Here is a 23484-nt window from a genome sequence, read left to right on the forward strand (position 1 = left end):
TTAATCGATGAATACCTTGTTTCTGAGTAAAACAAAGCAAACTGCCAAATGGGCTGCCGTAATATTGCTTAGTTCGGCGCTGGCGGCGGGCTGTACAGCCGCCCAACCGCCCGCCAAGACGGAAGATAAGCCGGCGGAGGTGCAATTAAAAACCGTCAAGGTAAGCAAGATCGAAAAGCAAAAAATCGGTGATCCGATCGAACAAGTGGCTGATGTCGCCTCTTCCATTCAGATGGATGTCGTTGCCAAGGGCGGCGGAGATATTTTGGAAATTCTCAAAAAACGCGGCGACTACGCGGAGCAAGGCGAAGTGCTTGTGAAGCTGGATCCGACCGATGTGCAGCTTTCAAAGGAAAAAGCGGCAGTGGCCGTCCGCGGCTCGGAGCTGCAGCTTTCGAAGTCGAAGGAAGACTTGGCCAACTCCAAGCAGGAGCTGAAAAACGGCATTGCCAAAACCGAAGCGTCACTTAAAGATTTGGAAAAAACATACAACAAAATGAAAAACGATTACGACCTTGGGCTTGTCACCAAAATTCAATTGGAGCAGACCGAAACCCAACTGGGCAATATGAGACTTGATATCCAGAGCTCCCAAGACAAGTTGAAAACACTAGAGAGCACCAATTCTCTCGCCGCCTTGGAACAGCAGGCGCAATCATCGTCGCTGAGCTTGCGCGAAGCCGATCGCGCCTTGGGCAATCTGGAAATTAAAGCGCCAACCAGCGGCGTGATTACCGATCTGCCGATTGACGTCGGCATGACCATTCCGGTAGGCTTCAAAGTTGCGCAGATGCAGAAGCTCGATCCGATCAAAATCAAAGCGGAGCTGACGGAAGCGACCGCGCAGCTGGTCCGCGGCAAAAGCGAACTCACTTTTTATGTGCCTGGCAGCGTGGATAAAACAAAAGGTAAAATCAGCTATTTGTCCGATGTCATGGGGTCCCAGAAATCGTATTCGCTTGAGCTTGAGGTGCCTAACCAAGACAAAAAGCTGAAACCGGGGATGAAAGCGCAAGTTCAGCTGACCGAAGAAACCGACCAGGTTGTCGTATCGGTGCCCACGTTGTCGGTTGTGCGCGAAGGCGGAGATACTTTTGTGTACATTTTAAACGGGGATACTGTGGAACGGCGTAAAGTATCGCTGGGCCGGCTGAATGAAACCGTCCAGGAAGTGACCTCCGGGGTGAAAGAAGGCGAGCAGCTTGTCGTCTCCGGACAACATCAACTCAAAGATAAAGAAAAAGTGCAGCTTGCGAAATAATATTGTGCTTAGGTGGAGGAGAGTATCTTGACAATCAATTGGAGAAAAACGGCGGGTTCACTTGTAATTTCCGCATCGCTGCTTACGTGCGGGATGGGCGTCAGCGCTTCGGATATTCCCGAACAAGGAATGGCTGAGGAAGCAAGCTTGTCTATGGATGTTGCGAGCAAATATAAGCTGAACGAGCAGTTGGATGTGGAAGTCAAATCAACGCTCAACGAGCATGTTTTAAACGGGACCCGCATCGGCGTTGTTGTGCGTGTTAGTAACAAGGCCGCACAAACGGTTCGTGTGCCTGACACTTACGAGCTGCGGGTGAAAACGGCAGAAGGCGTGGAATATACGCTTCAGCCAAGTTCGGCAAATTCGAAATCGATCCAGCCGAAAACAACACAAGAGCTCAGCTATATGTCCGTAATCGACCGCAGCGATAATGTAACATTGTCCGAAATCAATTGGACCGATGTCGATGTTTATGCTTATCCGAAGGCGGAAACGCTCATGTTAGCGATTCCGGTCGGAGAACGTCAATGGCGTGGCGGCGATACCCTCATCACCGATAAGTCGATGCTGAAAAAATGGGGAAATACGTTTAACATTCTTCCTTACATATCGCCGCTGGAATACAAGCCGGTCAGCATTAACAAGGAAATTACATCCCAAGGACTTTCTTATGTGGTTCAGCTTCTAGTCAGCAATCCGACGGGCGGCCGGGAAACGGTACCGGATTTTAATGTGGACGGCAAAACTTCAACTAAAATATTCAGCGGCAAACGCGGCGAGCCGGGTTCGATTGTGTTGGAGGCCAAGGAGCAGAAATACATTCATTACGTTATCAATACCGATTTGGATTCCGTGCTTTCCAGCTTAAACGTGCTGACAACCGAGACGTTTGCTCAAGGTACGGGCGGCGGGCCGATTAATTACAGTGTGGGCAGAGTGAATATCGCACTTCCCGGCAGCGCGGACCTAAATGGCAGCGCGGCGTTGCCTTACACCTTGGGTACGCCGATGAAATTCGATCAAATCAGCGACGTCATCCATCCGGAAATGGCTGTATCGATGATCGAATTTCGCATGAACGATAATGAAGGCGAAGGCTCCAAAAACATAACGGCCAAATTCAAGCTGACCAATCAGAGCGACAGGCCGATGGCCGTACCGGCATTTCAAACAGACCTGCAAAGCGCCGATGGATTTCTGTATTCGGGCAACCGGCAAAACGTAACAACACAGAACATTTTGCCAAACTCTTCGCTGGTGGTCGGTTATTCTTTTACGCTTCCGGCTTCGGAAACGGGTAAAGGTTTAAGCATCAAAATTCAAGATGCCGCTACAGTCTCGCCATATAAATCGACGATAGCCGCATACAGCGTCGCCTTGCAGGACGGTCTGGACGACAAACAGTTTTCATTATATCCGTTTGATGTCAAAATCGACTACTACACGATAACGCCTTATTACAACCGGCTTGGAAATTCCATGACGTATTCCTATAAATTACGATTGGATATGAATATGAAGCGTGATCCGTTGGTTCAGATCGATTCCGGATTCTCCAAGCTGCAGTTTGACGCCTTCGATACGTTAGGCCGATTGGTCGGCACGACTCAGGCAAGTTTTCTTGGCACCGGCAAGCTGACCACCGGCGAAAATAATATTTACTTAAACGGCACGACGGAACAAATGGAGATGCAGTTAACCATTAAAATGTACGAAGTGTTCACGACCCCGGCAGGTGATTCCAAACGTCTGCTGGGTGAGTTCAAGCGGTAAATTTTCCAAGATGGTCGCCCCTGTCGTTCCCTGCGTGTCTGTTTCTACATATTATATGAGCAGAATGGCGCAGGACATGTTATAATAAAATTCTCCTCGGTGTACACAGAAAGTACACATTTGGAGCTATCATCTCGAGTATACGATGCGGAAGGGGCGATTTATCATGAAACGTCAAGTACACAGCAAAGAAGTGAAGGAAGCGGTTTATCAGAAGCTGGCGGAACGTGGTGTGGAACTCGCGGATATCGCCTATATCGTCAGAGAAATGCAGCTTCCTTATTACCCTAATCTCACGTTAGATACATGTATAGAATCAATCAAGGCCGTATTGGATAAAAGGGAACTTCAGCACGCTATTCTTGTCGGCATCGAGCTTGACGTATTGGCTGAAAAAGGTATGCTGTCCGAGCCGCTGCAGTCGATCATTGAGACGGATGAAGGGTTGTTTGGTTGTGACGAAACGCTTGCCCTCGGGTCTGTTTTCGGATACGGCAGCATCGCGATTACGACATTCGGCCATCTGGATAAGCAAAAGACGGGCATTATTAAAAAGCTGGATACGAAGATCGGCAGCCGCGTCAATACGTTTCTTGACGATCTCGTAGCCAGCATCGCCTCATCGGCTTCCAGCCGCATCGCCCATCGTCAGCGGGATTTGGACGAGCAAGCGGCGCAGTCGGAGCAGCGCGAGCATCATGCCAGTTAATATGCACTTATAATAGAAGGCTCAACGGACAGTCGTGGGCTTCAAAAATTGGAAAAGCTTCCTTGGTAACAAGGAAGCTTTTTTGGTTATCCTATAAATGCCTCAGTTTTTCCATAACAGGAGTGATTTTATATATGAATATAAAGTGGGTTTATTGGGTCAAACTGTATGAAAGCAAATTTCAAGCCGGCTGCCTTGCCAAACGAATGGAAGAGGACTGGTGGATTTACGGGTACGAATGTCCGCAGGAAGTGGAAGTGTACCGCTCGAAAAAAGGGCGTTTTGGCGTAAGATATATGGTATAAATTTTTCCTTGACTTTATACATTGAACTGGTGTATATTTATTTTTGCCGCTGTGAAGACGGCAATGACGCGGGGTGGAGCAGCCCGGTAGCTCGTCGGGCTCATAACCCGAAGGCCGCAGGTTCAAATCCTGCCCCCGCAACCAATACTCCTTTTTATGTATAAGGGCCCTTAGCTCAGTTGGTTAGAGCGGTCGGCTCATAACCGATTGGTCGGGGGTTCGAGTCCCTCAGGGCCCACCATGATAAGGCTGCATGAATGCCCTTGTTAGCCGGAGTGGCGGAATAGGCAGACGCACAGGACTTAAAATCCTGCGGTAGGTGACTACCGTACCGGTTCGAGTCCGGTCTTCGGCATATTCTTTTGGATTGATGTGGAATGGTTTCTTTTCTAACAGTATACATAGACGAAAATTCTGTGCGGCAGTTTGCCTCGCAGAATTTTTTTGTTTGAACATTTTTTGGCATTCAACAAACCGTTTGCCGGATTGCTCCGTTATTTCTCTTTGAAAGCCTTTACAGATAGGCTGGAAAACAATGTATATGGGGAGGAATAGCTGGTGATGACAAGTAAAAAAATGACGGCTTTCGTATTGGGGACCGCAGTTGCGCTTTCTTCCGCGCTTCCGGTTTTAGCTGCGGACGGCAGCACGGAAGCGGTAGCGCCCGTTGTCAAAACGGACGCGCAAGTCGCCGCGGATTTAGGGATGCTGCAAGGAGAGGGCAGCGGCGTTACCGATGCTTATTTGGCGAAAGCAACCACAAGACTGCAGGCGGCGATCTTATTTTTACGATTGAAAGGATTGGAACAAACGGCGCTTGCGTATAAAGGGATGGACAATTTCACGGACGCCGCATCGGTCAGCGAGGCAAACAAAGCCATACTGGGTTATTTAAAAGCGAATCCGAGCCTAGGCTGGAGCGGTACGGGAAGCGGGACGTTTGAACCGTCGGCGGGAGTGACGGCCCAGCAGTATTACAAGGTGCTGCTGGAGTCGCTTGGTTACAAGCAGGATAGCGATTTTACATATGACGGCGTGCTGGCATTTGCCAATAAACAGGGGCTGACGCAAGTTGCGGGGGCCGGAAGCTTGCGGAATGGGCACATCGCCGCCGCTACGCTTGAAGCGCTGAAGGCGAAGGTGAAAGGCGGAAGCAAAACGCTGGCCGATACGTTGGCCGAGCAGAAAGTCATTGACGCCGCGAAGGCGGCGGAAACGCAGTACGCCCGGATCAACATCGCGGCCAATCCGGATTTTGGCGCGTACCTGACCGACTCTGCGGGCAGCACATTGTATTGGTATACGAAAGATATGGAGAATATGAGCATGTGCAAAGATCAATGCGCCGTAAACTGGCCGATCTATTATGCCGACAATATGCAAATTCCGGCCGAGCTGAACGCGGGCGATTTTAAATCGATCGTTCGCGAAGACGGGAAAAAGCAGACTACCTATAAAGGCATGCCGTTATATTATTTTGCTAAAGACGAGAAAGCGGGCGACACCAAAGGACAAGGCGTAAACAACGTCTGGTATGCGGCAAGTTATTCCGCGGTCACGGTCGCCAAAGATGAGAAGTTGGGCAGTTATTTGGCGGACGGCAAAGGAATGGCGCTTTATTTATACACCAAAGATACGGAAAATAAAAGTGTATGCAAAGGAACTTGCGAAGCGAATTGGCCGATCTTTTATTCGGAACACATCACTTCCAGCGGGGATTTGAAGGCGCCTGATTTCACTGTGATAACCCGCGACGACGGCACAAAACAAACGGCATATAAAGGAGCCCCGCTTTATTACTGGGTGAAAGACGCTAAACCAGGCGATGTGACCGGTCAAGGCGTCGGCAGCGTATGGTATGTCATCGACCCGACCACATCGTCCAAGCAGTCCGCTGCGCCGGAAACCTCCAAGGGCAAAGCGTATGCGATGGATATTGCGGGATTTAAGTTTACGCAGCCGGAATTGACGGTGGAGGTCGGTTCCACCGTTACGTTTACGAACAAGGACAAGATCGCCAAACATAACGTTGTCTCCGATGCGCTAGTGGAAGGTAAACCGTTATTCGCAACACCTTTGCTTGCAGATGGAGAATCCTATACGTTGACCTTCAATCAACCGGGGGAATATACGTATTTTTGCGAGCCTCATAAAGAATCGATGAAGGGTAAAATTATCGTCAAATAGTTCCAGGCCGGATAATTTCCGAAATTAATAACATCAGCAGTCCGCAGAGAAAAGGAAACTTCATTCCTTTTTCATCTCGGACTGTTTTTGTTGTTTGGAGTGATGGTACAATGACTGTATAAAAAACCGGAAGCACAATGTGCAGCGTTACCTGTTATGGGGTGCTTGCTGAATTTTGGAGAGTGCATGAATGCAACAATATTCCGACGAGCAGTTAATGCGCATGATCTTAAACAAGCAGAGCGATGCTCTGGAGACGATGTACGACAGGTATGCCCGGCTCGTGTACTCTTTTGCGATCAAAACATGCAAAGACCAGCAGTTGGCCAAAGAAATCGTGCAGCTCGTATTTACCCGTTTGTGGACTACCGAAAAAGGCTATGATGCCGCCAAAGGACTTTTTATCAATTGGCTGCTGACCATTACCCGGAATATATGTATCGACCAGCTCAGGAAACTGCGCAGACAACCACACATCGTTCCGATCGAAACGTCGGTTTGGGAGAAGCTGCAGGAGAAATCGCTGATTCGACCCGAGGAAGCCGCATCGCGCCGCTGGCTTAAGGAACATATCGAAAAGGCGTACGAGCATTTGTCGGATTCCCAGGTCCGGTTGATACGTTCTTTTTATTGGGAAGGTTATACGCTCAGCGAAATCGCCGAGCACAACCAAGAACCGCTGGGGACGGTCAAAAGCCGCTTGCATCAGGCGCTAAAAATATTGCGCAAGCATCTGGCGCCGCTAAGGGAGGAGGGGGTCGAATGAACATAGTCAACAATCCCTGCGATCAATTGTTTTCTTATTTTGTCAATGACCTGGACGATCATGAGCGAAACGAATTTGAGCTGCACTTATCGGCATGTTCTTCATGCCAAGAAGAGCTTGCCGAGCTTTCGAAGACGTGGGAGATGCTGCCCATGGAGCTGGACGAAGTGGAACCGCCGCCGCATTGGAAAGCGGAAATACTTGGCGAAATTACCGGCAGCCACCCTGAGGCAAATATGGAGGAAAGCGCTGAGGGCAAAAATATATGGGTCCATACTAGCCGGCCGGGGAAAGCACGCCGGGCCGCTTCGATTGCCGCAGCTTGCCTATTAATCATCGGAGCTGCCAGCTGGTGGGGGATCAACCAGATGCAGCGGCTGGAACAAGCGGCCGAGCGGACGGAATTAATGCCGTCGCAATTTGTAGCCCAATATGATCTGAAATCGTTTGACCAAGCGCATCCTGAAGCTAAAGGCAAGGCCTGGATAGCCCAAAAGGGCGCTACGACACAGCTTGTGCTGCAGACCAGCGGACTTCCCGCGCTGGAAGGGGAGCAGGCTTATCAAGTATGGCTGGTCAAAAAAGGCGAGCGGAGCAATTGCGGTACATTTCGAGTCGATTTGCAGGGCAACGGGATTATGACCTATACGTTAAAAGAAGCCGGGAAAGATTTCGATACGATCGGCATTACGTTAGAACCCGATCCCGGAGGCACGCAGCCAAGAGGCAAAAAGATGCTGGGCATTTAATCCACCAAAGGAGGCGTTTGTTATGGCGCTTGATTTTGAGTTGCAATTGGAGCAAGAAAGGAACATCCGCGGCAGCGTATTTCCGGCACGATCGGAGGCGGTTGCTACATTAATTGTTTGCCACGGTTTTAAAGGATTTAAAGATTGGGGATTTTTCCCTTATGCAGCCGAGCGGCTCGCGGAAAACATGGACGTCGTTACGTTTAATTTTTCCCATAACGGGGTCGGAGCGGATTTGCTGGAGTTTACCGAGTTGGAGAAATTTGAGAAAAATACGTATTCGCTTGAGCTCGAGGATGTCGATACGCTTGTACTAGCGGTCGCATCAGGACGCATTGGAAATGCCGCCGCTGTCAAAAGCGCTCCGATCTTTTTGTTAGGGCACAGCAAAGGGGCCGGATCGAGCCTGATTTATGCTTTGGACAATCCCGGCCAGGTCGCTGGAGTCATTAGCTGGAACGGGATCGCCAACGTCAACATCTATTCCAAAGAAAACATCGATGAAATGAAGTCCGTCGGGCGCTCTTATACGTTAAACGGCCGCACTCAGCAGCAAATGCCGCTGGATAAAGTTATTATCGATGACATCGAAAGCAACCGCGACAGGTTCGATATTATCGGAAGAATCGCGCATATACAGGTTCCGGTTGCCTTCATTCAAGGCAGCAAAGACCACGACCGCTTGTTGTTAGGTACGGAGAAATTGCTTGCTCAGTATCCCTCCGCCCGGCATGTCGTCATTGAAGGAGGCAATCATACCTTTAACACGGTCCACCCGTTTCAGGGGGAAACTCCGCAGCTGCATGAAGCGATTGAGCAGACCAAACGTTTTGTAGCGGATTGCCTGAAACAAAATCATTGAGTTAAACTGGCAGGCCCACACTGCCAAATCTCGGCGCTGCTTCTATTTTTGAAACCCTTGGCACCTGCCCACGCTTCTTTATGGCGATCTGCATACATAATACTACGGGACGTATGCCCGTCAAGGTATAGCCAAAAGAGGTGCAGCGAGCCATGGTCAAAAATAAAACTGTCAAAAAAAATATGCCGCCAAGCAGCATTGACCGGTCGAAGTTCAGCATGAAAGTGGTTACGTCCGATGTTTGCGATAAATGCCGGCTATGCGCACGGGGCTTGCGTTACTTGGAGAAAATGGCGGAGCCGGGCGCCGTCGGCTTTGGGGTTCCGTGTATTTTGACGCGGGGAAAAGGGTTGGCCGTAAAAAAATAGTCGTGTTCACAAATTGCGCACATGGATTTAATGCTCCCTTAATGAACGTACAATACAATGAACTTAAGACCAAACGATGAATTAAGGGAGCGAGAGGCATATGTTAGTTTTTGATATCGTCGTTAACGGCGAAGTAAAGGAAACGGTTAAGCCAATGAGCCAGCGCATGAAGGACATTCTTGTGACGATGCAAGAGAAGATGAAAGATGTAAAAGCGAAATATGGTCATCACGGCAACAATGTTCAAGTGAAAAAACGTATATTGCGGTAACGAAAATCCGGACTTGGCGCGCGGCGCGGGACCGGATTTTTTTGTGTCCATCGAAGGCGGATTATGGTAAAGTATACATGCTGACCGTTATCGCATTGCGCGATGGATCGCGCTATTTCTTTTTTTGCGGTGTAAACGGGGAACGGATCGAATTTTTTCAATCGACGAGGTAATAGGTATCCATGAATCAACAGAAGGAAGCAGCCGCTCGGATTAACTGTTATAGATGTAAACATTTTTATGTGACATGGGATTCGCGTTTTCCGCGAGGCTGCAAAGCGTTTGGCTTCAAAACCGGCGAACTGCCATCCGCGGTTGTGCTTAAATCGTCGGGCCAGCCTTGTATGAACTACGTTGAGAAAGCAAACGGTTTGAAAAAAGACGGGCGCTAAGTCTTGACATCTATTGCCTGGCCTGTTATTATAAAAAAACCGCAAGGGAAACAAACAAGCGGTGAATGCGACTTGTTAGCTCAGCTGGGAGAGCACCATCTTGACAGGGTGGGGGTCAGTGGTTCGAGCCCACTACAGGTCATACAGGAAAAGCCTTGTGTAGCAAGGCTTTTTTGCTTTTTAATCGCTCAAAACAAAAGCCCACTCTTCATTTGGATGAGTGGGCTTCTACATTTTTCGTTTGAAATCTCGAATGTATGAGTCGGTCTCAATCGATTTGACCGAAAGCATTTCAAGAATACGATCTTGCCTTTCTTGACCTTGCATTAATTCTTTAACGCTGCTTTTGACCTCTTGCATATCCGATCCCAGCTTATCGACTTTGGACTCCAACCTATCTGCTTTGTCCTCCAACCTATCGACTTTGGACTCCAACCTATCTGATTTGTCCTCAAGCGTCTTTAATCTGCTATTATTCTCTCCGACCATTTTGATAAGTGCTCCAAGCATTTCTTCTATACGGTTTAGTTGATTGTCATTCATGCGTTCACCTCCTTTTGCTAGTTTGAATATAGCATACATGACAAAACTCGGCTTGTAAACTCATAGTTTGTTCATCGTCCTGTCCATGATTGAACGGTATTTTCCTAAACTTTTTGGCATTCTTTTTTTATGTTCTCGCGATGCAAAATGGGAGATACCAGATTTGTATTGAAAAATATGGAAATATCTACTACACTCAGGGTATCTATTCGAAGGGCAGGTACCGTACTTATGAATGTATTTTTTCGTCGTTGTGTAGTAATGCTTATGTCTTTTGCTTTCATATTTGGAGCTGGAGGTACGGTCTTTGCCGCCGATCCGGCAGAGCCAAAAGCGGTGAATTGGGATGCTGGAATTTTTATTGACGGCAAAATGCTTGTACCTCTAGGCGAGTTAGCCAAAATTCTTAACCTTTCACTTACGGTGGATGGACAGAAGTCTTATACCTTAAGCAAAGATGGGTTGTCCGTGAAGCTGGATCTGGGGGATCCAGCAATTCAAGTGAACGGGAAATCGCTGACGTTGGATGTGCCTCCGGCATTGGAAGACGGACAAGCTTTCGTTTCGCTGCAATTTATCGATGAGGCTCTTGGCTCCAAGGTGGAGTGGAACGAGGAAAAACAACATGCGGTCGTTCAGACTAAGGATAGTACGTTATAGATTATGGGCCACCCTTATTTTGAATGGGAAGGCAATCACTTTGTTTATATGGGCGATCTGGAGAACGGCATACCGCAAGGGAATGGAACTGCCGTTAAAGGCACGAGTTTTTACAGCGATGTATGGTATGACGGGCCGTGGGATCAGGGTAAACCGGTCAATCTTCTGCAGGACGGTTACAAAATTTATGTTAACGGCAATTATCTGAAATCCGATTATCCTCCCATCGTCCGCAATGATGTTGTATATATCCCGTTATGGCCGCTGCTCAGCGAGCTGAGAATGTCGGCCCAGCCTTTGGAAGGCGTGCTGCGCATCAATCATCCCAACCGGATCATTCTGGTCGGATCAAACAACGATTTGATTTCTTATTTTGGCAGAGGTATGGATCCGCACACCAGCCGTATGGACTATCCTATTCTTTCAGAGCAAGATGTGCTGTATGCGCCGGTTCCGTTTTTGACCGATTATTTGGACATACAAGCCGCTTGGGGAGAAGACCGGAGGATCGATCTGACTGCGGGTGATTTCTCCAAAGATGTTTCATGGGGCGATAAAAACAAGATCAATGATGCGGTTAAGCAGTTGAAGACGGATTTAACTGCAGAAGTTTTCTGGAAGCAGGCGGCCGATACGTTATGGGCCCGCAGTTTGCCGTATCCCAAAAATAGTAGCGAAGACGATAAGTTCTATCAGTACGAGAAGTTATCCGTGGTCAGCTATAACGGACTAAATGTGACTTTAAGCAATGGCAGCAAAACGGTCGATTTCGAGTTTCCTTCGCTCAACTCTCTGACAACTGCGTTTTTCATCCAAGATCCTTTTGGCGACTACAACTGGTCTGAAGAGATGAAGGATTTAATTAGAAGGCAGAAACTTCAAACAAACATGACTAGGGAACAGGTCCTCATGTCCTGGGGTAAACCGGACAACGTCAACTCATACGGTAACATGGAACAGTGGGTGTACCGTTACGGTTATTCGGCAGTCCAGTATTTATATTTTACAAATGGCGTGCTCACGAACGCTCAAACCTTTAAGTAACCGGTCTTTTGGCATATGGGCTAAGCTTTCTTTACACCGGTTCCCATAACATGCTATAATTTATCGTACTTGCTATTGTGCTGACTAAAAAAAGTGGTGATCTAACATGAACAATGTGATGATAAATTTCAAAAATAAGCGCAAACCTTGACCACACCGGTCGAGGTTTTTTGTTTCCATGGGGAAAAACTTCTGGCGGAGGTAACAATTGATGAGTTCAGGGAACAATGCTTCCATTTTCGCAGTTTGGGTCAGCTTGATCAGCAATGTCGGCTTAACGGCCATTAAGCTGGTTGTCGGCTTTTTCTTTAACAGCCAGGTGCTGCTGGCCGACGGAGTTCATAATGCCGGCGATGTCATTGCATCCGCCGCCGCGTTAAGCGCGATGCGAATATCGAAACGGCCTGCGGACGAAGACCATCCGTATGGTCATGGCAAAGCAGAGGTGCTGGGCTCCGCCGTAGTGGCCGTGATTTTGGCCATTGCCGCATTGTTTATCGGGTATCACGCCATTATCGCGTTATTTGAAGAGCCAGGTGAGGCCAGTATCATTGCGTTAGGCGCGGCGCTTGTTTCGTTGGTCTGGAAGCTGTGGCTTTACATTTACACGATTCGTATCGGCAGAGAGGCTAACAGCAAAGGTTTGATTGCAACCGCATATGACCATTTGGCCGATATTTACGCATCTCTGGCGGCGGTTGCCGGTATTGGCTTAGCTATGTTAGGCGCAGCTTACAACATCCCTTATTTGACGTTGGGAGATCCGCTTGCGGGAATTATCGTCTCAATCCTAGTCTTAAAGCTCGCCGTCAGCATGGGACAAGAATCGATCGACGTGCTGATGGAGAAAACGGTCAGCCCGGAAAAACTGGCCGAATATGAGGCTCTGATCAAATCCATTCCCGAAGTGAAACGAATTGACCGGCTGCGCGCCCGTGAGCACGGCCATTATATTTTAATCGATGTGCGCTTAAGCGTGCCCGGAGAGCTGACGATTCAGCAAGGCCACGATATTTCCCGGCTCATTAAAAGCACAATTAAGAAAAAACATAACGATGTCGACGAGGTGCTGATTCATTTGAATCCATGGTACGACCATTAAGTGAAATCTGCGTCGCCCGGGTGAGCGCCCGGGACTCACGTTCAGGTATCGGAAACCCGCGTCATACGTGCGAATAGGTCCGGCTTTCATAGGGCTGGACCTGAATTCGGGAATTTTCAACATTTTTCTTTACAATTCGTTATTCTTGTCATATAATAGCTTATGCACCAGACGAAATGGTTTACACGACTTGTTAGCTCAGCTGGGAGAGCACCATCTTGACAGGGTGGGGGTCAGTGGTTCGAGCCCACTACAGGTCATATGTTTGAACGAGAATCCTTAATTTTTAAGGATTCTTTTCTTTTTGTAATCTTGATCACATCAAGCAGCAGTATGATATAATAAGTACCATTGAATGTACATATGGACGATAGGGCGAGGGATTTACGATGAAAAATACCGGGACACACGAGGAATTGCAAAAAGAGCTGCAGCAAAATGCAGAGTATCATAGATTAGAGATACAGAGGCTGATTTTCAGCGCCTTGCAGCAGCTGCAGGAGCCGGTCGATGTGGCGGTATTCGGTACCGGACATTGGACGGATATCGATCTGGTGCAGCTCGCTGCGTATACGAATAAAGTGGACTACTACGATATGGGCAATACGGGAAGCCAAGCGGCGGTGCAGAACATCACCGGCACGCTCGCCCATAAGATCAGCTTAAAAACAAACGTCGATTTTATCGGGCTGGAACGGATGAACTTTATGGGCACTCTGATGGAGATGCTGGAGAAAAAGGCCGATATTGGCCGCCTGTCCAATTATTTGCTTGATGCTTACGGACAATTCGAGAAAGCGGAGCCTGAAGCGGGTAAACCGCAATATGATCTTGTGATCTCTTCCCCTGTGTATACACAGTTGTTTTTTATCGATGCATTGCTTACGTTAGCCCCTTATTTGGAGCAATACGACAAACCGGGAATGAATCTCATTTCACAGCAGCTTTCCTCTGTCTACGCGCGTTGCGTACAAGCTTATAACCGATTGCTGTTCGGCAGTGTGAAGCCGGGAGGGCGGGTCGTCTTATGGACCGATATCATTAAGCTGGATGAGCAGACGCAAAGCGTTATGGATGAGATGTATATGGCCCGGACGGAAAAAGACCGAGTGCGCAGCTTGTTTGGCGCCTTCGGTCAATACGGATTGCCGGGAGCGGTGGCGGGAATTAAAGATGCTTTCGACCGGCTGCTGCCGGAGAAAACACATTTTAACACTTGGCTGTGGCCGCTTAGTCAGGATAAGCAATATTTAGCTGCCGGTATGTTTGGGGAGCCTCGTAAACTATAACAGCTGAAATAGTTCCAGCTCTTCGTTTGTGCAAAAGCTGCAGCTGGATAACATTTTCATCTTGCGAAGTTTGATGGACATCGCATTTAATAAACTGATTAATGCGGATTCTTCCGCTTCGCTAAGTGAAAATTTGGATGAATATTCATAGATGCGAGGTTTTACTTCTTTGATCCGCAAAATTTGCCCGAGCAGCTTATAAGGTTTGCCGAGACCAATAAATTTGGCTTCAAAAAGAACGTTCAGCTCGTTCGTAAAGTCGATGTCTGACCAGAAGCGCATTCCGCCGGCACTTACGTCGTGAATGGCGATTTTTCCCGTTTTTGTTTCAAGTCCGTCCTGCAAGCCGATGATTTTCAACTCCGCACATAAGGGATGTTCAAAGGCCAAACGGAAAAAGCTGCGTTGATTTTCTCTATTCATTGCAACAACACCTCGGTTAAGTTTACGTAACTATCATAAATGAAGGCCATTTACCAAGCAATAAGCCAAAAGCACTTGCTAATCTAAAAAAATCTTTAGAAAAGAAAATGAAAAAACCGCTCTCTAATAGAGCGGTACATGGATTTGTTCATTGGCTTTGGCTGAATGAAGGATAGCATGATTGCCGACTAATTCGATATGTTCAATTTCATCAATTTCGGGAAGGCCTTCTCTTGAATTTCGCCATTCATTGTTTTGCAGCATGCGAATTAACTGGGGAATCGCTTTTTGATCACAGGATATAAAGCTGACAGGGATCTTCTTGCTGGAAAGCAAAAGCTCTGTTATCAAGAAATGGCACCTCCTATGGATTACTATCTCAATTATACATCAAACGCCTATGCAGAATGTTAAGAAGTTTTGTTGATTTTTCGTATATTTCCTTGAAAATCAGTCGGATTTCGTCGAAAGGGGCAGCAGAGTGAAAAAGCGGTTTAGCGAAATGACCCGAGATGAGCTGGAAACGGAATTAAAGCTGCTTATGGAGCAGATGAAACACGCCCAATTTCCAAGCGAGCGAGAAATACTGCAAAGCAAATACAACACGGCAAAGGCCTATACGCTGGATGCAGCCGGATTTCTCCCTGGCGTATACCGGGTGCAAGGTTTTGATGAGCCGTTTCATTTGAAGTATGTCAATGGAATTATGGCTTGGGGCGAGATGGGGGCTGACCGGGAAGCCAGTTTTCCGCTTTCGCTGCTGGAACCGCACAAATAACCGGTTAGAATAAGAGAGGCTTTTCCGCCAACTGGGGAAAAGCCTCTTTCTTGTTTTTAAATCCGGCACATGTCCTTCGGGCAATTCTCGCATTGACAGACATCGCGCAAATAATCAAGCCGCTTGATGATAATATAGTTGTTTTCGTAAGCGATAACTTCGACTTTCTTCAAATCGCTGAGCATCCGGTTGACGCTTTCCCGTGTCGCTCCGATCATATCGGCAAGTTCGCTGTTGGTCAATTTTTTGGAAATCACGGTATGGGTTCCATGAGGTTTGCCATACGTATTGGCTAATCGGATCAGCGTGGAGCAAAGCGCTCCCGGCTTGCCGAACATCATGATGTCGCGAAACTTGGTTTCGGTCATGCGGTGCATGAGCCCCATCCATTTCATAAATTCGATCGCCAGGTCTCCATGCTGCCACAGCAGCACTTCGAGGTCCTTCTGCTGAATGATGCCGATCGTGCTGTCCTCCATCACTTCCCCGTTAAAGCCGTGAGTCGAATTGTGGAACGGATCAAGTTGTCCGAACATATCTGCTTCGCCGTACATATATAAAATAAACGTTTTCCCGTCATCGCTGGATTTAGTTATTTTGACTCTGCCGCGTTTAATAAAGTACAGCTTGTCAGCTTTATCCCCCTCCCAAAACAACCGGGAGCCCGCAGGCATTTTGTGCTCATACATAATTTCCTTCAATTTATTCATATTTTCTTCCGAGAAAAAATCGGTATTATGAACGCCTTTTACGCTTGTTTGCAGTACATCGATCATGATTGAAGCAACCCCTTCCGCACTGGTTTCGTTGATCTTAAGATACATGATCCTCTGCCAAACGGATGTGACAATTATCACTTTTTCTAGAAATAGGCCTTGTTTCTGTGACATATATAACATGCAGATTCATGTAATCGGTTTATAGTTACAAGTAGATCGGACGAATGAGTAAAAAAGGAAGTGGGTCCTTATGTTATCGGGTGTTTTATTGGCCGGAGGGGACAATCGACAAATGAACGGCGCGGTTAAGGCGCTGCTGCCTTTTGGCGGGGAAACGGTGATCCAGAAGCAGATTCGCGAGATGCAGAAGCTTTGCTCCGAAATTATAGTCGTGACCAATGAACCCATGATGTTTTTACCGGTATTGGATAGATCGATCCGCATCATTACGGATTACTTGCCGGGTAAAGGTCCGTTAGGAGGGATGCATGCCGCTTTTATGCTGGCCAAACACGATGATTTGTGGATTGCCGGCGGAAATATGCCGTTTATATCGGCGAAGGCGGGACGTTTGCTGTGGGAGCACCGCAAATATTTTTCGTATGACGCGGCGGTTCCGGTGATTGCCGGACAACCTTGTCCGCTGCACGCGGTATATCATCACAGCTGCGGCGAAGTGGTTGCAGACATGTTTGCCAAAGGGGAAACACGTCTGCCGGATATGCTGCAAAAAATCGCTTGGGGCGGCGTTTCGGAAAGTTTCTTGAACGAGCAGCAGGTCGATTCGCAGTTTGCTTTTGCCATCGGTTCGAAAGATGATTACACGCTTGCTTTGCAAATGGCTGCCCGCCAAGAAAGGACTCGCGACACGGCAGGCACTTGAACGTTAAAACCGGCAAATTTCGGGGGGACAATCCGGGCATTTTACGATGTTTTTGAAATATCCCAGGTCGTGAATGACCATATAACCGTTGTCTATGCTGAGCTTGCCTTCTTCCCTGAAGGAGGATAACATCCGATTGACGCTCTCCCTGGTCGCCCCAATCATGTTGGCGAGCTCCACATGGGTCAGCTTCAGTTTGATGCGGATACCTTCAGGGGATACGTCGCCATGTGAATTGGCCAGACGAATCAACGTTGAAGCCAGCGCCCCCGGTTTGCCGAAAAGCATCAAATCGCGAATTTTGGACTGCATTGTTCTATGGGTGAGGCCCATCCATTTCATAAACTGCACGGCAAAGCCGCCATACTGATATATGAGCCCGTCCAGGTCCTGTTGGGTGACGATTCCGATCTCGCCGGATTTCAGCACCTCAGCGGTACAACTGTAATTGACGTCTCCAAAACCGCCGATTTCCGCAAAGAAACCCCCTTTGAACAGCAGCTGCAATATGAGCTCCCGGCCGTCTTCCGTTGTTTTGGATACTTTCACGATTCCTTTGCTTACATAAAAACAGCGGTCGGCGAGCTCGCCTTCCCAGAACAGGCGTTGCCCTTCCGCAACTTTCTCCATTTGCATAACCTGTTGTAATCGGGAAAAATGCTCTTCCGACAAAAAATCGGCAATCCGGTGATGAGCTGCCGTAAATAACGCTTCAGCCGACAATGGCATATTGGCGACCTCCTGCTCTGAAGTGGGCTGAACTTAACGCAATATGAGTTCATGCATGTAATGACAGTATACAATTAACCTGCGCGGGTTGCTATGATTAAATGTATCAAAAAAATGTGTCTGCGGATTCATTTCAGAGTATTAAATTATCGTAAAGCAGTATCTTTGGTCCTATGGATATGATAAAATGGATTATTATTGAAAACGCATACAACCAAGATGCAACGGGGGAATGCCGATGAGAAAATGGATTTGGGCTGTTGCAATATTTTGCTGCATCGGTTTAGGAGGCGCTGCAAGCGCCGCGGAAAGCACCGCAAGCACCTATGAGTATACATCCCCCGAAGGAATACGATTTACGAGCGATACGCCCATGTGGGATACGCAGCAGTTAAAGGAACTGTATGAGCTTCTGCTGCAGGCCGGGCATAGCAGCGAATTGGCCGAATTAAAATCGGTGGAGCTGCACCAGGATAAGAGTGTAGGAAACAGCGGCTTCAGGGTCGGCAAATACGATCCGGAACGCAAGTCGATCTCATTGTACGAGGTAGAGCGAATTCCTGTGCGCAGAACGCTTATTCACGAGTATGGCCATCATTTTACGTATTATTGGTTGAAAAAGAAAGAAGGCGTAACGCCTCCGCGAGTGACCTCAACGTCGGAATGGGCCAAGGTTCGCCAGCTCGACGGTTACCCGGTACGATTTGCCGGCGAGAAAATGCCTTACAACCACCGCTGGGATCCGGGTGAAATTATGGCGGAGGACTACGTGATGTTGTTTGGCCCTAGCGCCATGGAGCAGCCTGAAACGAACCGCGATATCGTCGGGATGCTGCGTCATGAGAATGAGTACATTCCGCCGGTTACCGACAAGCCGGAAATGCTGAAATACTGGACTTCCGTGGCAAAGATGGACGACTACGCCGATATTCGCACTCCCGAAGTAACCGACTTCATGAAGGAAAAGTCGGAAGAAGATGCTTCACAATCCCTTTACCGCATTCAATTTTCCTCAGCAGCTGTAACGGAACACCAAGAGATCGATTATTCCGTGAAAGTTGCCGTATTTACAAAAGAAGATATTTTTCCTCAAAGGAGTTTTTACGAAACATCCACCTCATCAAAAGAACCGATTACCTTAACTGTCGATCTTGCCGACATGCCTCCGCTTGACAAAGTAGCCTTCGTCAATCTGCAAGTCTGGGCATACGATAAAGCCGGAAAACGTTTGGCCTATACTCCGTTCTACGACCATTGGTACCAGCTTGAAGATAAGAAGCCGAAACCGTCTGCACCGCCGTTTGAACAGCAAGGAATCAGCTCCATGCTGCAGCGTGACGGGATGAAAAAGTGGCCGCTGGTGAGATTGTATTATAACGGACATGGCGTCAACCCGCAGCGCAAAGTGTACCAGAGGGACGGCGGCATATACGTGCCGGTTTCCTATTTGACACAGCAGCTCGGAGCTTCCATGGAGACAGTGAAAGCAGCCGATCAAGACAAGGAGTATCAAATCAAACTTCCATCGAATAAAGTCGATCTGCTGCTCGATACGGATGCTTTTACCTTAAACGGAGGGAAGGGCAAGCTGAAAAAGAAGATCAGAATGGAAGAGCAGGAGCCGGTGATTTCCATCGAAGATGCCTCGGCTTTACTGCCCATCAAGACAACCTGGTTTGAGCAAAGCGGCACATTAATTATTGAAAACCGGAGCGGCGGCGACAGCGCGGCTGAGCCTTAAAGAAACGGAAGTACCCGGCTTGCCAGCGAGCCGGGTACTTTGACGTGTTAACTTCGGAAGTTCGTTTTAATTCATATCTGCAAGCGGGAGCGTAATGGTGAACAACGTTCCTTTGTTTTTTTCGCTTTGTACTTCGAGATTCCCTTGATGGTCTTGAATGATTTTGTGGCAGATCGACAAGCCCAGCCCGGTTCCGTTTTCTTTGGTTGTATAGAAGGGGGTGAATATTTGCTCAAGCTCTTCGCTTGTCATGCCAATTCCGGTATCGCGAATTTCAATAACCGTATGTTTGGACTTTGTTGTGAGTCGGAAGGTGACTTCACCGGGCAGCGGCATGGCGTCAAAAGAATTTTTGGCCATATTAAGCAGCAGTTGAATCATCTTGTCTTGGTCCATCCACAATAAAACCTCATCATCGGGCATTTCAGTCTTTACGCTGTGCCCAAGCCGGGTCGCTTCGGATTCGATCAAAGAGACGACCCGCTGCACGCAGCCTTGCAGGTTGCCCAGCTTAAATTGTTTGGGCTGGGGTTTCGAAAATTGCAAAAATTCTCCCGTAAGCATGCTCATCCGGTCAATTTCATTCATAATCAGCCCATACCATTGTTCGATATTGTAACCGTTTGCTTTGGCAATTTGTAAAAAACCTTTAATGGTCGTTAACGGGTTGCGGATTTCGTGCGCCATTCCCGAAGCCAGTTCGCCTACGACACGCAGTTTTTCCGAGCGAAACATTTGCTCCTCTTGCTTGAGCCATGCTTCGCGTTTCATGACAAACATGTTTTTTTCGGCAATCGTGATCAGATCGTCTTTGGACTGCGCGTCGTTGGGGTAGATGGACGTACCGTAAGTGATTTGAATGCCGGTCAGTTTGGTGAACTCGGAAGCCAATTGGTGCGAAATGTAGGAGAGCTGCGCATCGACTTGATTTGCCCTCAGGACGATGGCGAATTCATCACCTCCGTACCGCGCTGTAAACAAAGCGTCCGGAAACATAATGCCAAGCAGTTGGGCAACCTGCTTCAACAGCTTATTGACCCCGTGGAAGCCGTTGGCCGAATTTAACGACTTCAAGTCCTTGCAGTCCAGCAATATCAGCACGATAGGCTCTTGTTTCTCGACAAGCTTCTCCAGCTTGCGGTGGCATTCATCGAAGTTGATAAGCCCGGTAAGTGTGTCGTAGGCCGACAGGCGTTCTTTTTCGTGCAAAAGGATTTGCGCATGCGAGCGCAAGATTTGTACAAATTTATATACATATATAGAAGCGATTGAAAATGAAACGCCGGAAAACAAAGTATAAAAGAGCGATTTGTACAAGTGTGTATAATACAAAGGGTTATGGTAAGCAGAAACGATGGCAAAAACGATAAAATAGACGACCGAAAATGCAAACGCCCATCTTTTGGAGCGAATGGTTTGAAATTGTTTGCCCAGGTGGAGCAGATATAAGATCAAAACCATATTTGAGCCGCTTAAGAGGTGCATCCCGGCAAGCAGCGCAAATTGCAATACCTGTATATAGAAGCTGTCTTTTTTCACATAATGCAAAAGTACAAACAGCAGCCCAAGCAGCGCGAGGATCTCAGGGTTGCGGACAGTATCAAAAGCCATAGAGGAAATGACGATAACGACGGAATAAATGGCAATTAAAGTACGTAAGTACATCAGACATTACTCCTTACTGGGAACGACTAGTCATATTCCGTGGTACAAGATACCAATTCTCTGCCGACCGCCTTAATCCCTCCTGCCGCTATGGAAAATTAATAAGCCCCGTTCGGAATAACGGGGCAAACTTGAGTTATGGGAATTGGTAGATGCGATGTTGTTCCATGATCTCCATTCGTCCGGTATTTCCGACAAATTGGCTGATATTGTCCCCGTAATGCATAAGCAGTATTTTCTCCTGAATCGACTCGGGAAGCGTCAACAATTCATCAAGCGTAGCATGAACCAGTCCGGGAGAGAACAACTGGCATTCGTGTAAAATGTACTTGCATTTCCGTTCATAATGAACATGATGGATGAGCGCCGGCATAAATTTCATATCCGCGCTGAAGAACGTATTGTCATTGAGATAAACTGAATAGCTCGGTTTATTAGGGATGTGCTCCGTGAGAACCAATTCAATGTTAAAGCCGTCATGGAGAGGGATTATGTCGCCTTCATCCACGATGATAACTTCGAAATAGTCGTCAAGTCCGGTCATGCCCTCGGCAGGATTGCTCAGCCCGCCCTTAAGCGAAGTATCCCAGAGCGGATCTACGATCGTCGCAGGAACGATCAGCTTTATCCGGGTGTTAAATACATATTTAAGCTGGAAAGCCATTTCTTCCAGCCCTCCGACGTGATCGGCATGAATATGAGTGATTAAGATTGCGTCAATCTGGTTTAATGGAATCTTGAGCTCATATAAGGAGCGGGGTGCTGTAAAGCCGCAATCGATTAATAAAGTATATCCGTTGCAATATACCAACGCATTATTGTTGTAAAACTTCTTGGCAAAAGCGCTTCCGGTTCCAAGCATTTGAATTTGCAGGCTCACGATAAATACCCCCACTTTCTATTACAACGCGGACCCTCGCATATCTTTTATAATCTATCATGTGGATACCAATCATTTCAAGTTTTTTTCTTTTTAAAAATATTAAAATAGTTTTAGTTCAGATTTTAAACCGTTGCGGCCGTAGGGCTTTATGATCGACAAGAGCTTGAAATTTATAGCATATTTTGTGAAAAAATATCGATAATTGAGTTGAGAGCACCATATATAGATTTTTTTATGTAAAAATATTTTTTCCGCGCAACTCTTTGGGACATCGTGAGTATAACGTTATAGATAATGCACTTACGTCATGATGGAGGGTTACTTTATGAAAGCACGTCGGATGCTTGTTCTGGCATTAACGCTTTCCCTTCTTGGAACGGCAACGGTAGCAGCAAGCCCGCTCTGGGGAGACTACGAAGGCTTTAGCAAGGCAAAGGTATACATTAACAATGTGGAAAAGCAGTTCGCAGATGGGGATGCACCCGCTTTTCTTATAAAAAACAATGCCATGATACCCGTAAGAGCGCTGGCCGATTCGCTGCAGTCGCTGGTGAAGTGGGACAATGCCAATTCTACGATTAACATCTATAAGCCGAATGTACATATGATCATCGCTTCGGAGGTCGATAAAGATTATTCGATCAAGAAGCCGTTCGGCAAAGTGAAGAAAGGCGATACGTTAGATTTTGCGGTATTTGCTCAAGTCGACAGCTTAAATACGAGCATCAGCTCGTTTAAAATCTCTATTGAAACGCCAACCGGAGAGCAAGCTGTCGCTCCTCATGAGAAGACGGTAGGGGCGCAGAAGGATAATTTCTGGTACCCGTGGCCATTTACCGTTACGTTCTCGAAAGCCGGCAATTACAAGGTGAAATTCTCCGTGAAGCTGGATGACTCCAGCGACTATACGGTGGTAGCCGAAAAAGTGATCGTATCCGAATAACGGATCGGATCACAGCTGCGCGTTCCTTCGTTGACCTCATCCCGTGAACATGATACTATGTGATGGGAGTTGTTAATTTTACAAGAAACGGGGTCATTCGATGAGCGATCATAATCATCAACATGACGATTGCGGCTGTGGCCATGATCATGAGCATGATGAGGAAATATTTATCGTAACCGATCAGGACGGCAATGAGCATGAAATGGTCATGGTTTACACTTTTGAGGTGAAGGACCAGGCTTACGCCGTGTTGCTGGATCGCAACGAACCTGAAGCGGACGGTGTTATTTTCCGTATCGAGGAAGAAAACGATGAAGCCTTCTTGGCAACTATAGAAGACGAAGCGGAATGGGACCGCGTAGTCAAAGTGTACGAAGAGCTCATGGAGCAAGACAAAGAACAATAAGCGAAAACAAAAACCCTTCTTCATTAA

27 protein-coding genes and 5 tRNA genes are annotated in these 23484 nt (G+C 47.5%); 25 read left to right on the top strand and 7 right to left on the bottom strand.

Annotation, left to right across the window (positions count from 1 at the left end; genetic code table 11):
• The first annotated feature begins 7 nt into the window (after nucleotides 1-7).
• The 15 genes from EYB31_RS15160 to EYB31_RS15230 all read left to right on the top strand — a co-directional run bounded on the left by EYB31_RS15160 (nucleotide 8) and on the right by EYB31_RS15230 (nucleotide 9788).
• On the top strand, nucleotides 8-1261 hold the full coding sequence (locus EYB31_RS15160; RefSeq protein WP_131014193.1) for an efflux RND transporter periplasmic adaptor subunit: 1254 nt from the start codon (nucleotides 8-10) through the stop codon (nucleotides 1259-1261).
• 27 nt (nucleotides 1262-1288) lie between these two features.
• Complete coding sequence (locus tag EYB31_RS15165) at nucleotides 1289-3037, top strand: hypothetical protein (RefSeq protein WP_131014194.1); 1749 nt, start codon at nucleotides 1289-1291, stop codon at nucleotides 3035-3037.
• Between the two features lie 166 nt (nucleotides 3038-3203).
• A complete protein-coding gene (locus EYB31_RS15170; RefSeq protein WP_131014195.1) occupies nucleotides 3204-3746 on the top strand; it encodes a phosphatidylglycerophosphatase A family protein in 543 nt (180 codons plus the stop codon).
• A 134-nt stretch (nucleotides 3747-3880) separates the two neighbouring features.
• The gene (locus EYB31_RS40235) at nucleotides 3881-4051 is read left to right on the top strand and encodes a hypothetical protein (RefSeq protein WP_165452431.1); all 171 of its coding nucleotides are present in this window, start codon (nucleotides 3881-3883) and stop codon (nucleotides 4049-4051) included.
• Nucleotides 4052-4118: 67 nt separating this feature from the next.
• Nucleotides 4119-4195 (top strand) — tRNA-Met (locus tag EYB31_RS15175).
• A 20-nt stretch (nucleotides 4196-4215) separates the two neighbouring features.
• Nucleotides 4216-4292: transfer RNA gene (locus EYB31_RS15180), tRNA-Ile, on the top strand.
• Between the two features lie 28 nt (nucleotides 4293-4320).
• Nucleotides 4321-4406: transfer RNA gene (locus tag EYB31_RS15185), tRNA-Leu, on the top strand.
• Nucleotides 4407-4612: 206 nt separating this feature from the next.
• The gene (locus EYB31_RS15190; RefSeq protein WP_240762474.1) at nucleotides 4613-6238 is read left to right on the top strand and encodes a plastocyanin/azurin family copper-binding protein; all 1626 of its coding nucleotides are present in this window, start codon (nucleotides 4613-4615) and stop codon (nucleotides 6236-6238) included.
• Nucleotides 6239-6428: 190 nt separating this feature from the next.
• Entirely contained in the window at nucleotides 6429-7004 is a 576-nt protein-coding gene (locus EYB31_RS15195) for an RNA polymerase sigma factor (RefSeq protein WP_131014197.1), read from the top strand.
• Nucleotides 7001-7753 (top strand): anti-sigma factor, encoded by a 753-nt coding sequence (locus tag EYB31_RS15200; RefSeq protein ID WP_131014198.1) that lies wholly within the window; start codon nucleotides 7001-7003, stop codon nucleotides 7751-7753. The genes EYB31_RS15195 and EYB31_RS15200 overlap by 4 nt, the downstream gene beginning before the upstream one ends.
• A gap of 22 nt (nucleotides 7754-7775) precedes the next feature.
• Nucleotides 7776-8615, top strand: coding sequence for an alpha/beta hydrolase family protein (locus EYB31_RS15205; protein WP_131014199.1), 840 nt, complete (start codon nucleotides 7776-7778; stop codon nucleotides 8613-8615).
• Between the two features lie 152 nt (nucleotides 8616-8767).
• Nucleotides 8768-8983: a hypothetical protein gene (locus EYB31_RS15210; RefSeq protein ID WP_131014200.1), complete on the top strand. Its 216-nt coding sequence runs from the start codon at nucleotides 8768-8770 to the stop codon at nucleotides 8981-8983.
• A 100-nt stretch (nucleotides 8984-9083) separates the two neighbouring features.
• Entirely contained in the window at nucleotides 9084-9254 is a 171-nt protein-coding gene (locus EYB31_RS15215; protein ID WP_131014201.1) for a mechanosensitive ion channel protein MscL, read from the top strand.
• A gap of 242 nt (nucleotides 9255-9496) precedes the next feature.
• Nucleotides 9497-9646, top strand: coding sequence for a uracil-DNA glycosylase (locus EYB31_RS15225; protein WP_338119946.1), 150 nt, complete (start codon nucleotides 9497-9499; stop codon nucleotides 9644-9646).
• A 69-nt stretch (nucleotides 9647-9715) separates the two neighbouring features.
• A tRNA-Val gene (locus tag EYB31_RS15230) sits at nucleotides 9716-9788 on the top strand.
• Nucleotides 9789-9874: 86 nt separating this feature from the next.
• Here EYB31_RS15230 and EYB31_RS15235 read toward each other — a convergent pair.
• Nucleotides 9875-10189: a hypothetical protein gene (locus tag EYB31_RS15235; RefSeq protein ID WP_131014203.1), complete on the bottom strand. Its 315-nt coding sequence runs from the start codon at nucleotides 10187-10189 to the stop codon at nucleotides 9875-9877.
• Between the two features lie 267 nt (nucleotides 10190-10456).
• Between EYB31_RS15235 and EYB31_RS15240 the strand changes: the two genes are divergently transcribed.
• The 5 genes from EYB31_RS15240 (at nucleotide 10457) to EYB31_RS15260 (ending at nucleotide 14284) form a co-directional block, all read left to right on the top strand.
• A complete protein-coding gene (locus tag EYB31_RS15240) occupies nucleotides 10457-10849 on the top strand; it encodes a copper amine oxidase N-terminal domain-containing protein (RefSeq protein ID WP_165452438.1) in 393 nt (130 codons plus the stop codon).
• Between the two features lie 3 nt (nucleotides 10850-10852).
• A complete protein-coding gene (locus EYB31_RS15245) occupies nucleotides 10853-11893 on the top strand; it encodes a stalk domain-containing protein (protein ID WP_131014205.1) in 1041 nt (346 codons plus the stop codon).
• A 211-nt stretch (nucleotides 11894-12104) separates the two neighbouring features.
• Nucleotides 12105-12995 (top strand): cation diffusion facilitator family transporter, encoded by an 891-nt coding sequence (locus EYB31_RS15250; protein ID WP_131014206.1) that lies wholly within the window; start codon nucleotides 12105-12107, stop codon nucleotides 12993-12995.
• A 187-nt stretch (nucleotides 12996-13182) separates the two neighbouring features.
• Nucleotides 13183-13255 (top strand) — tRNA-Val (locus EYB31_RS15255).
• Between the two features lie 129 nt (nucleotides 13256-13384).
• Entirely contained in the window at nucleotides 13385-14284 is a 900-nt protein-coding gene (locus tag EYB31_RS15260) for a hypothetical protein (protein ID WP_131014207.1), read from the top strand.
• Here the strand turns inward: EYB31_RS15260 and EYB31_RS15265 are convergent.
• Both EYB31_RS15265 and EYB31_RS15270 read right to left on the bottom strand, forming a co-directional pair.
• The gene (locus tag EYB31_RS15265) at nucleotides 14279-14707 is read right to left on the bottom strand and encodes a PilZ domain-containing protein (protein ID WP_131014208.1); all 429 of its coding nucleotides are present in this window, start codon (nucleotides 14705-14707) and stop codon (nucleotides 14279-14281) included. The two genes, EYB31_RS15260 and EYB31_RS15265, sit on opposite strands and share 6 nt — an antisense overlap.
• A 123-nt stretch (nucleotides 14708-14830) precedes the next feature.
• Nucleotides 14831-15058, bottom strand: a complete 228-nt coding sequence (locus tag EYB31_RS15270; protein ID WP_131014209.1) for a hypothetical protein — start codon at nucleotides 15056-15058, stop codon at nucleotides 14831-14833.
• A gap of 130 nt (nucleotides 15059-15188) precedes the next feature.
• Between EYB31_RS15270 and EYB31_RS15275 the strand changes: the two genes are divergently transcribed.
• Nucleotides 15189-15485: a DUF1811 family protein gene (locus EYB31_RS15275; RefSeq protein ID WP_131014210.1), complete on the top strand. Its 297-nt coding sequence runs from the start codon at nucleotides 15189-15191 to the stop codon at nucleotides 15483-15485.
• A 56-nt stretch (nucleotides 15486-15541) separates the two neighbouring features.
• On the opposite strand, the gene EYB31_RS15280 is transcribed toward EYB31_RS15275, so the two are convergent.
• The gene (locus tag EYB31_RS15280) at nucleotides 15542-16261 is read right to left on the bottom strand and encodes a Crp/Fnr family transcriptional regulator (protein ID WP_131014211.1); all 720 of its coding nucleotides are present in this window, start codon (nucleotides 16259-16261) and stop codon (nucleotides 15542-15544) included.
• Between the two features lie 193 nt (nucleotides 16262-16454).
• Here EYB31_RS15280 and mobA point away from each other — a divergent pair, with 193 nt between their 5' ends.
• Nucleotides 16455-17087, top strand: coding sequence for a molybdenum cofactor guanylyltransferase (gene mobA, locus EYB31_RS15285; RefSeq protein WP_131014212.1), 633 nt, complete (start codon nucleotides 16455-16457; stop codon nucleotides 17085-17087).
• 3 nt (nucleotides 17088-17090) lie between these two features.
• On the opposite strand, the gene EYB31_RS15290 is transcribed toward mobA, so the two are convergent.
• Nucleotides 17091-17816, bottom strand: a complete 726-nt coding sequence (locus EYB31_RS15290) for a Crp/Fnr family transcriptional regulator (protein ID WP_131014213.1) — start codon at nucleotides 17814-17816, stop codon at nucleotides 17091-17093.
• Nucleotides 17817-18054: 238 nt separating this feature from the next.
• Between EYB31_RS15290 and EYB31_RS15295 the strand changes: the two genes are divergently transcribed.
• Nucleotides 18055-19557 carry a stalk domain-containing protein gene (locus tag EYB31_RS15295; RefSeq protein WP_165452439.1) on the top strand — a complete coding sequence of 501 codons (1503 nt, stop codon included), beginning with the start codon at nucleotides 18055-18057 and terminating at the stop codon, nucleotides 19555-19557.
• A 66-nt stretch (nucleotides 19558-19623) separates the two neighbouring features.
• Here EYB31_RS15295 and EYB31_RS15300 read toward each other — a convergent pair whose 3' ends face one another.
• Both EYB31_RS15300 and EYB31_RS15305 read right to left on the bottom strand, forming a co-directional pair.
• Nucleotides 19624-21222 carry an ATP-binding protein gene (locus EYB31_RS15300; protein ID WP_131014215.1) on the bottom strand — a complete coding sequence of 533 codons (1599 nt, stop codon included), beginning with the start codon at nucleotides 21220-21222 and terminating at the stop codon, nucleotides 19624-19626.
• Nucleotides 21223-21358: 136 nt separating this feature from the next.
• Nucleotides 21359-22102: an MBL fold metallo-hydrolase gene (locus EYB31_RS15305; protein WP_131014216.1), complete on the bottom strand. Its 744-nt coding sequence runs from the start codon at nucleotides 22100-22102 to the stop codon at nucleotides 21359-21361.
• A gap of 328 nt (nucleotides 22103-22430) precedes the next feature.
• Between EYB31_RS15305 and EYB31_RS15310 the strand changes: the two genes are divergently transcribed.
• Together EYB31_RS15310 and EYB31_RS15315 are read left to right on the top strand one after the other, a co-directional pair.
• Nucleotides 22431-23048 carry a stalk domain-containing protein gene (locus EYB31_RS15310; RefSeq protein ID WP_131014217.1) on the top strand — a complete coding sequence of 206 codons (618 nt, stop codon included), beginning with the start codon at nucleotides 22431-22433 and terminating at the stop codon, nucleotides 23046-23048.
• 100 nt (nucleotides 23049-23148) lie between these two features.
• Entirely contained in the window at nucleotides 23149-23457 is a 309-nt protein-coding gene (locus tag EYB31_RS15315; protein WP_131014218.1) for a DUF1292 domain-containing protein, read from the top strand.
• Nucleotides 23458-23484 lie beyond the last annotated feature (27 nt).

It is taken from the genome of Paenibacillus thalictri, assembly GCF_004307995.1.
Lineage (GTDB): Bacteria > Bacillota > Bacilli > Paenibacillales > NBRC-103111 > Paenibacillus_AF > Paenibacillus_AF thalictri.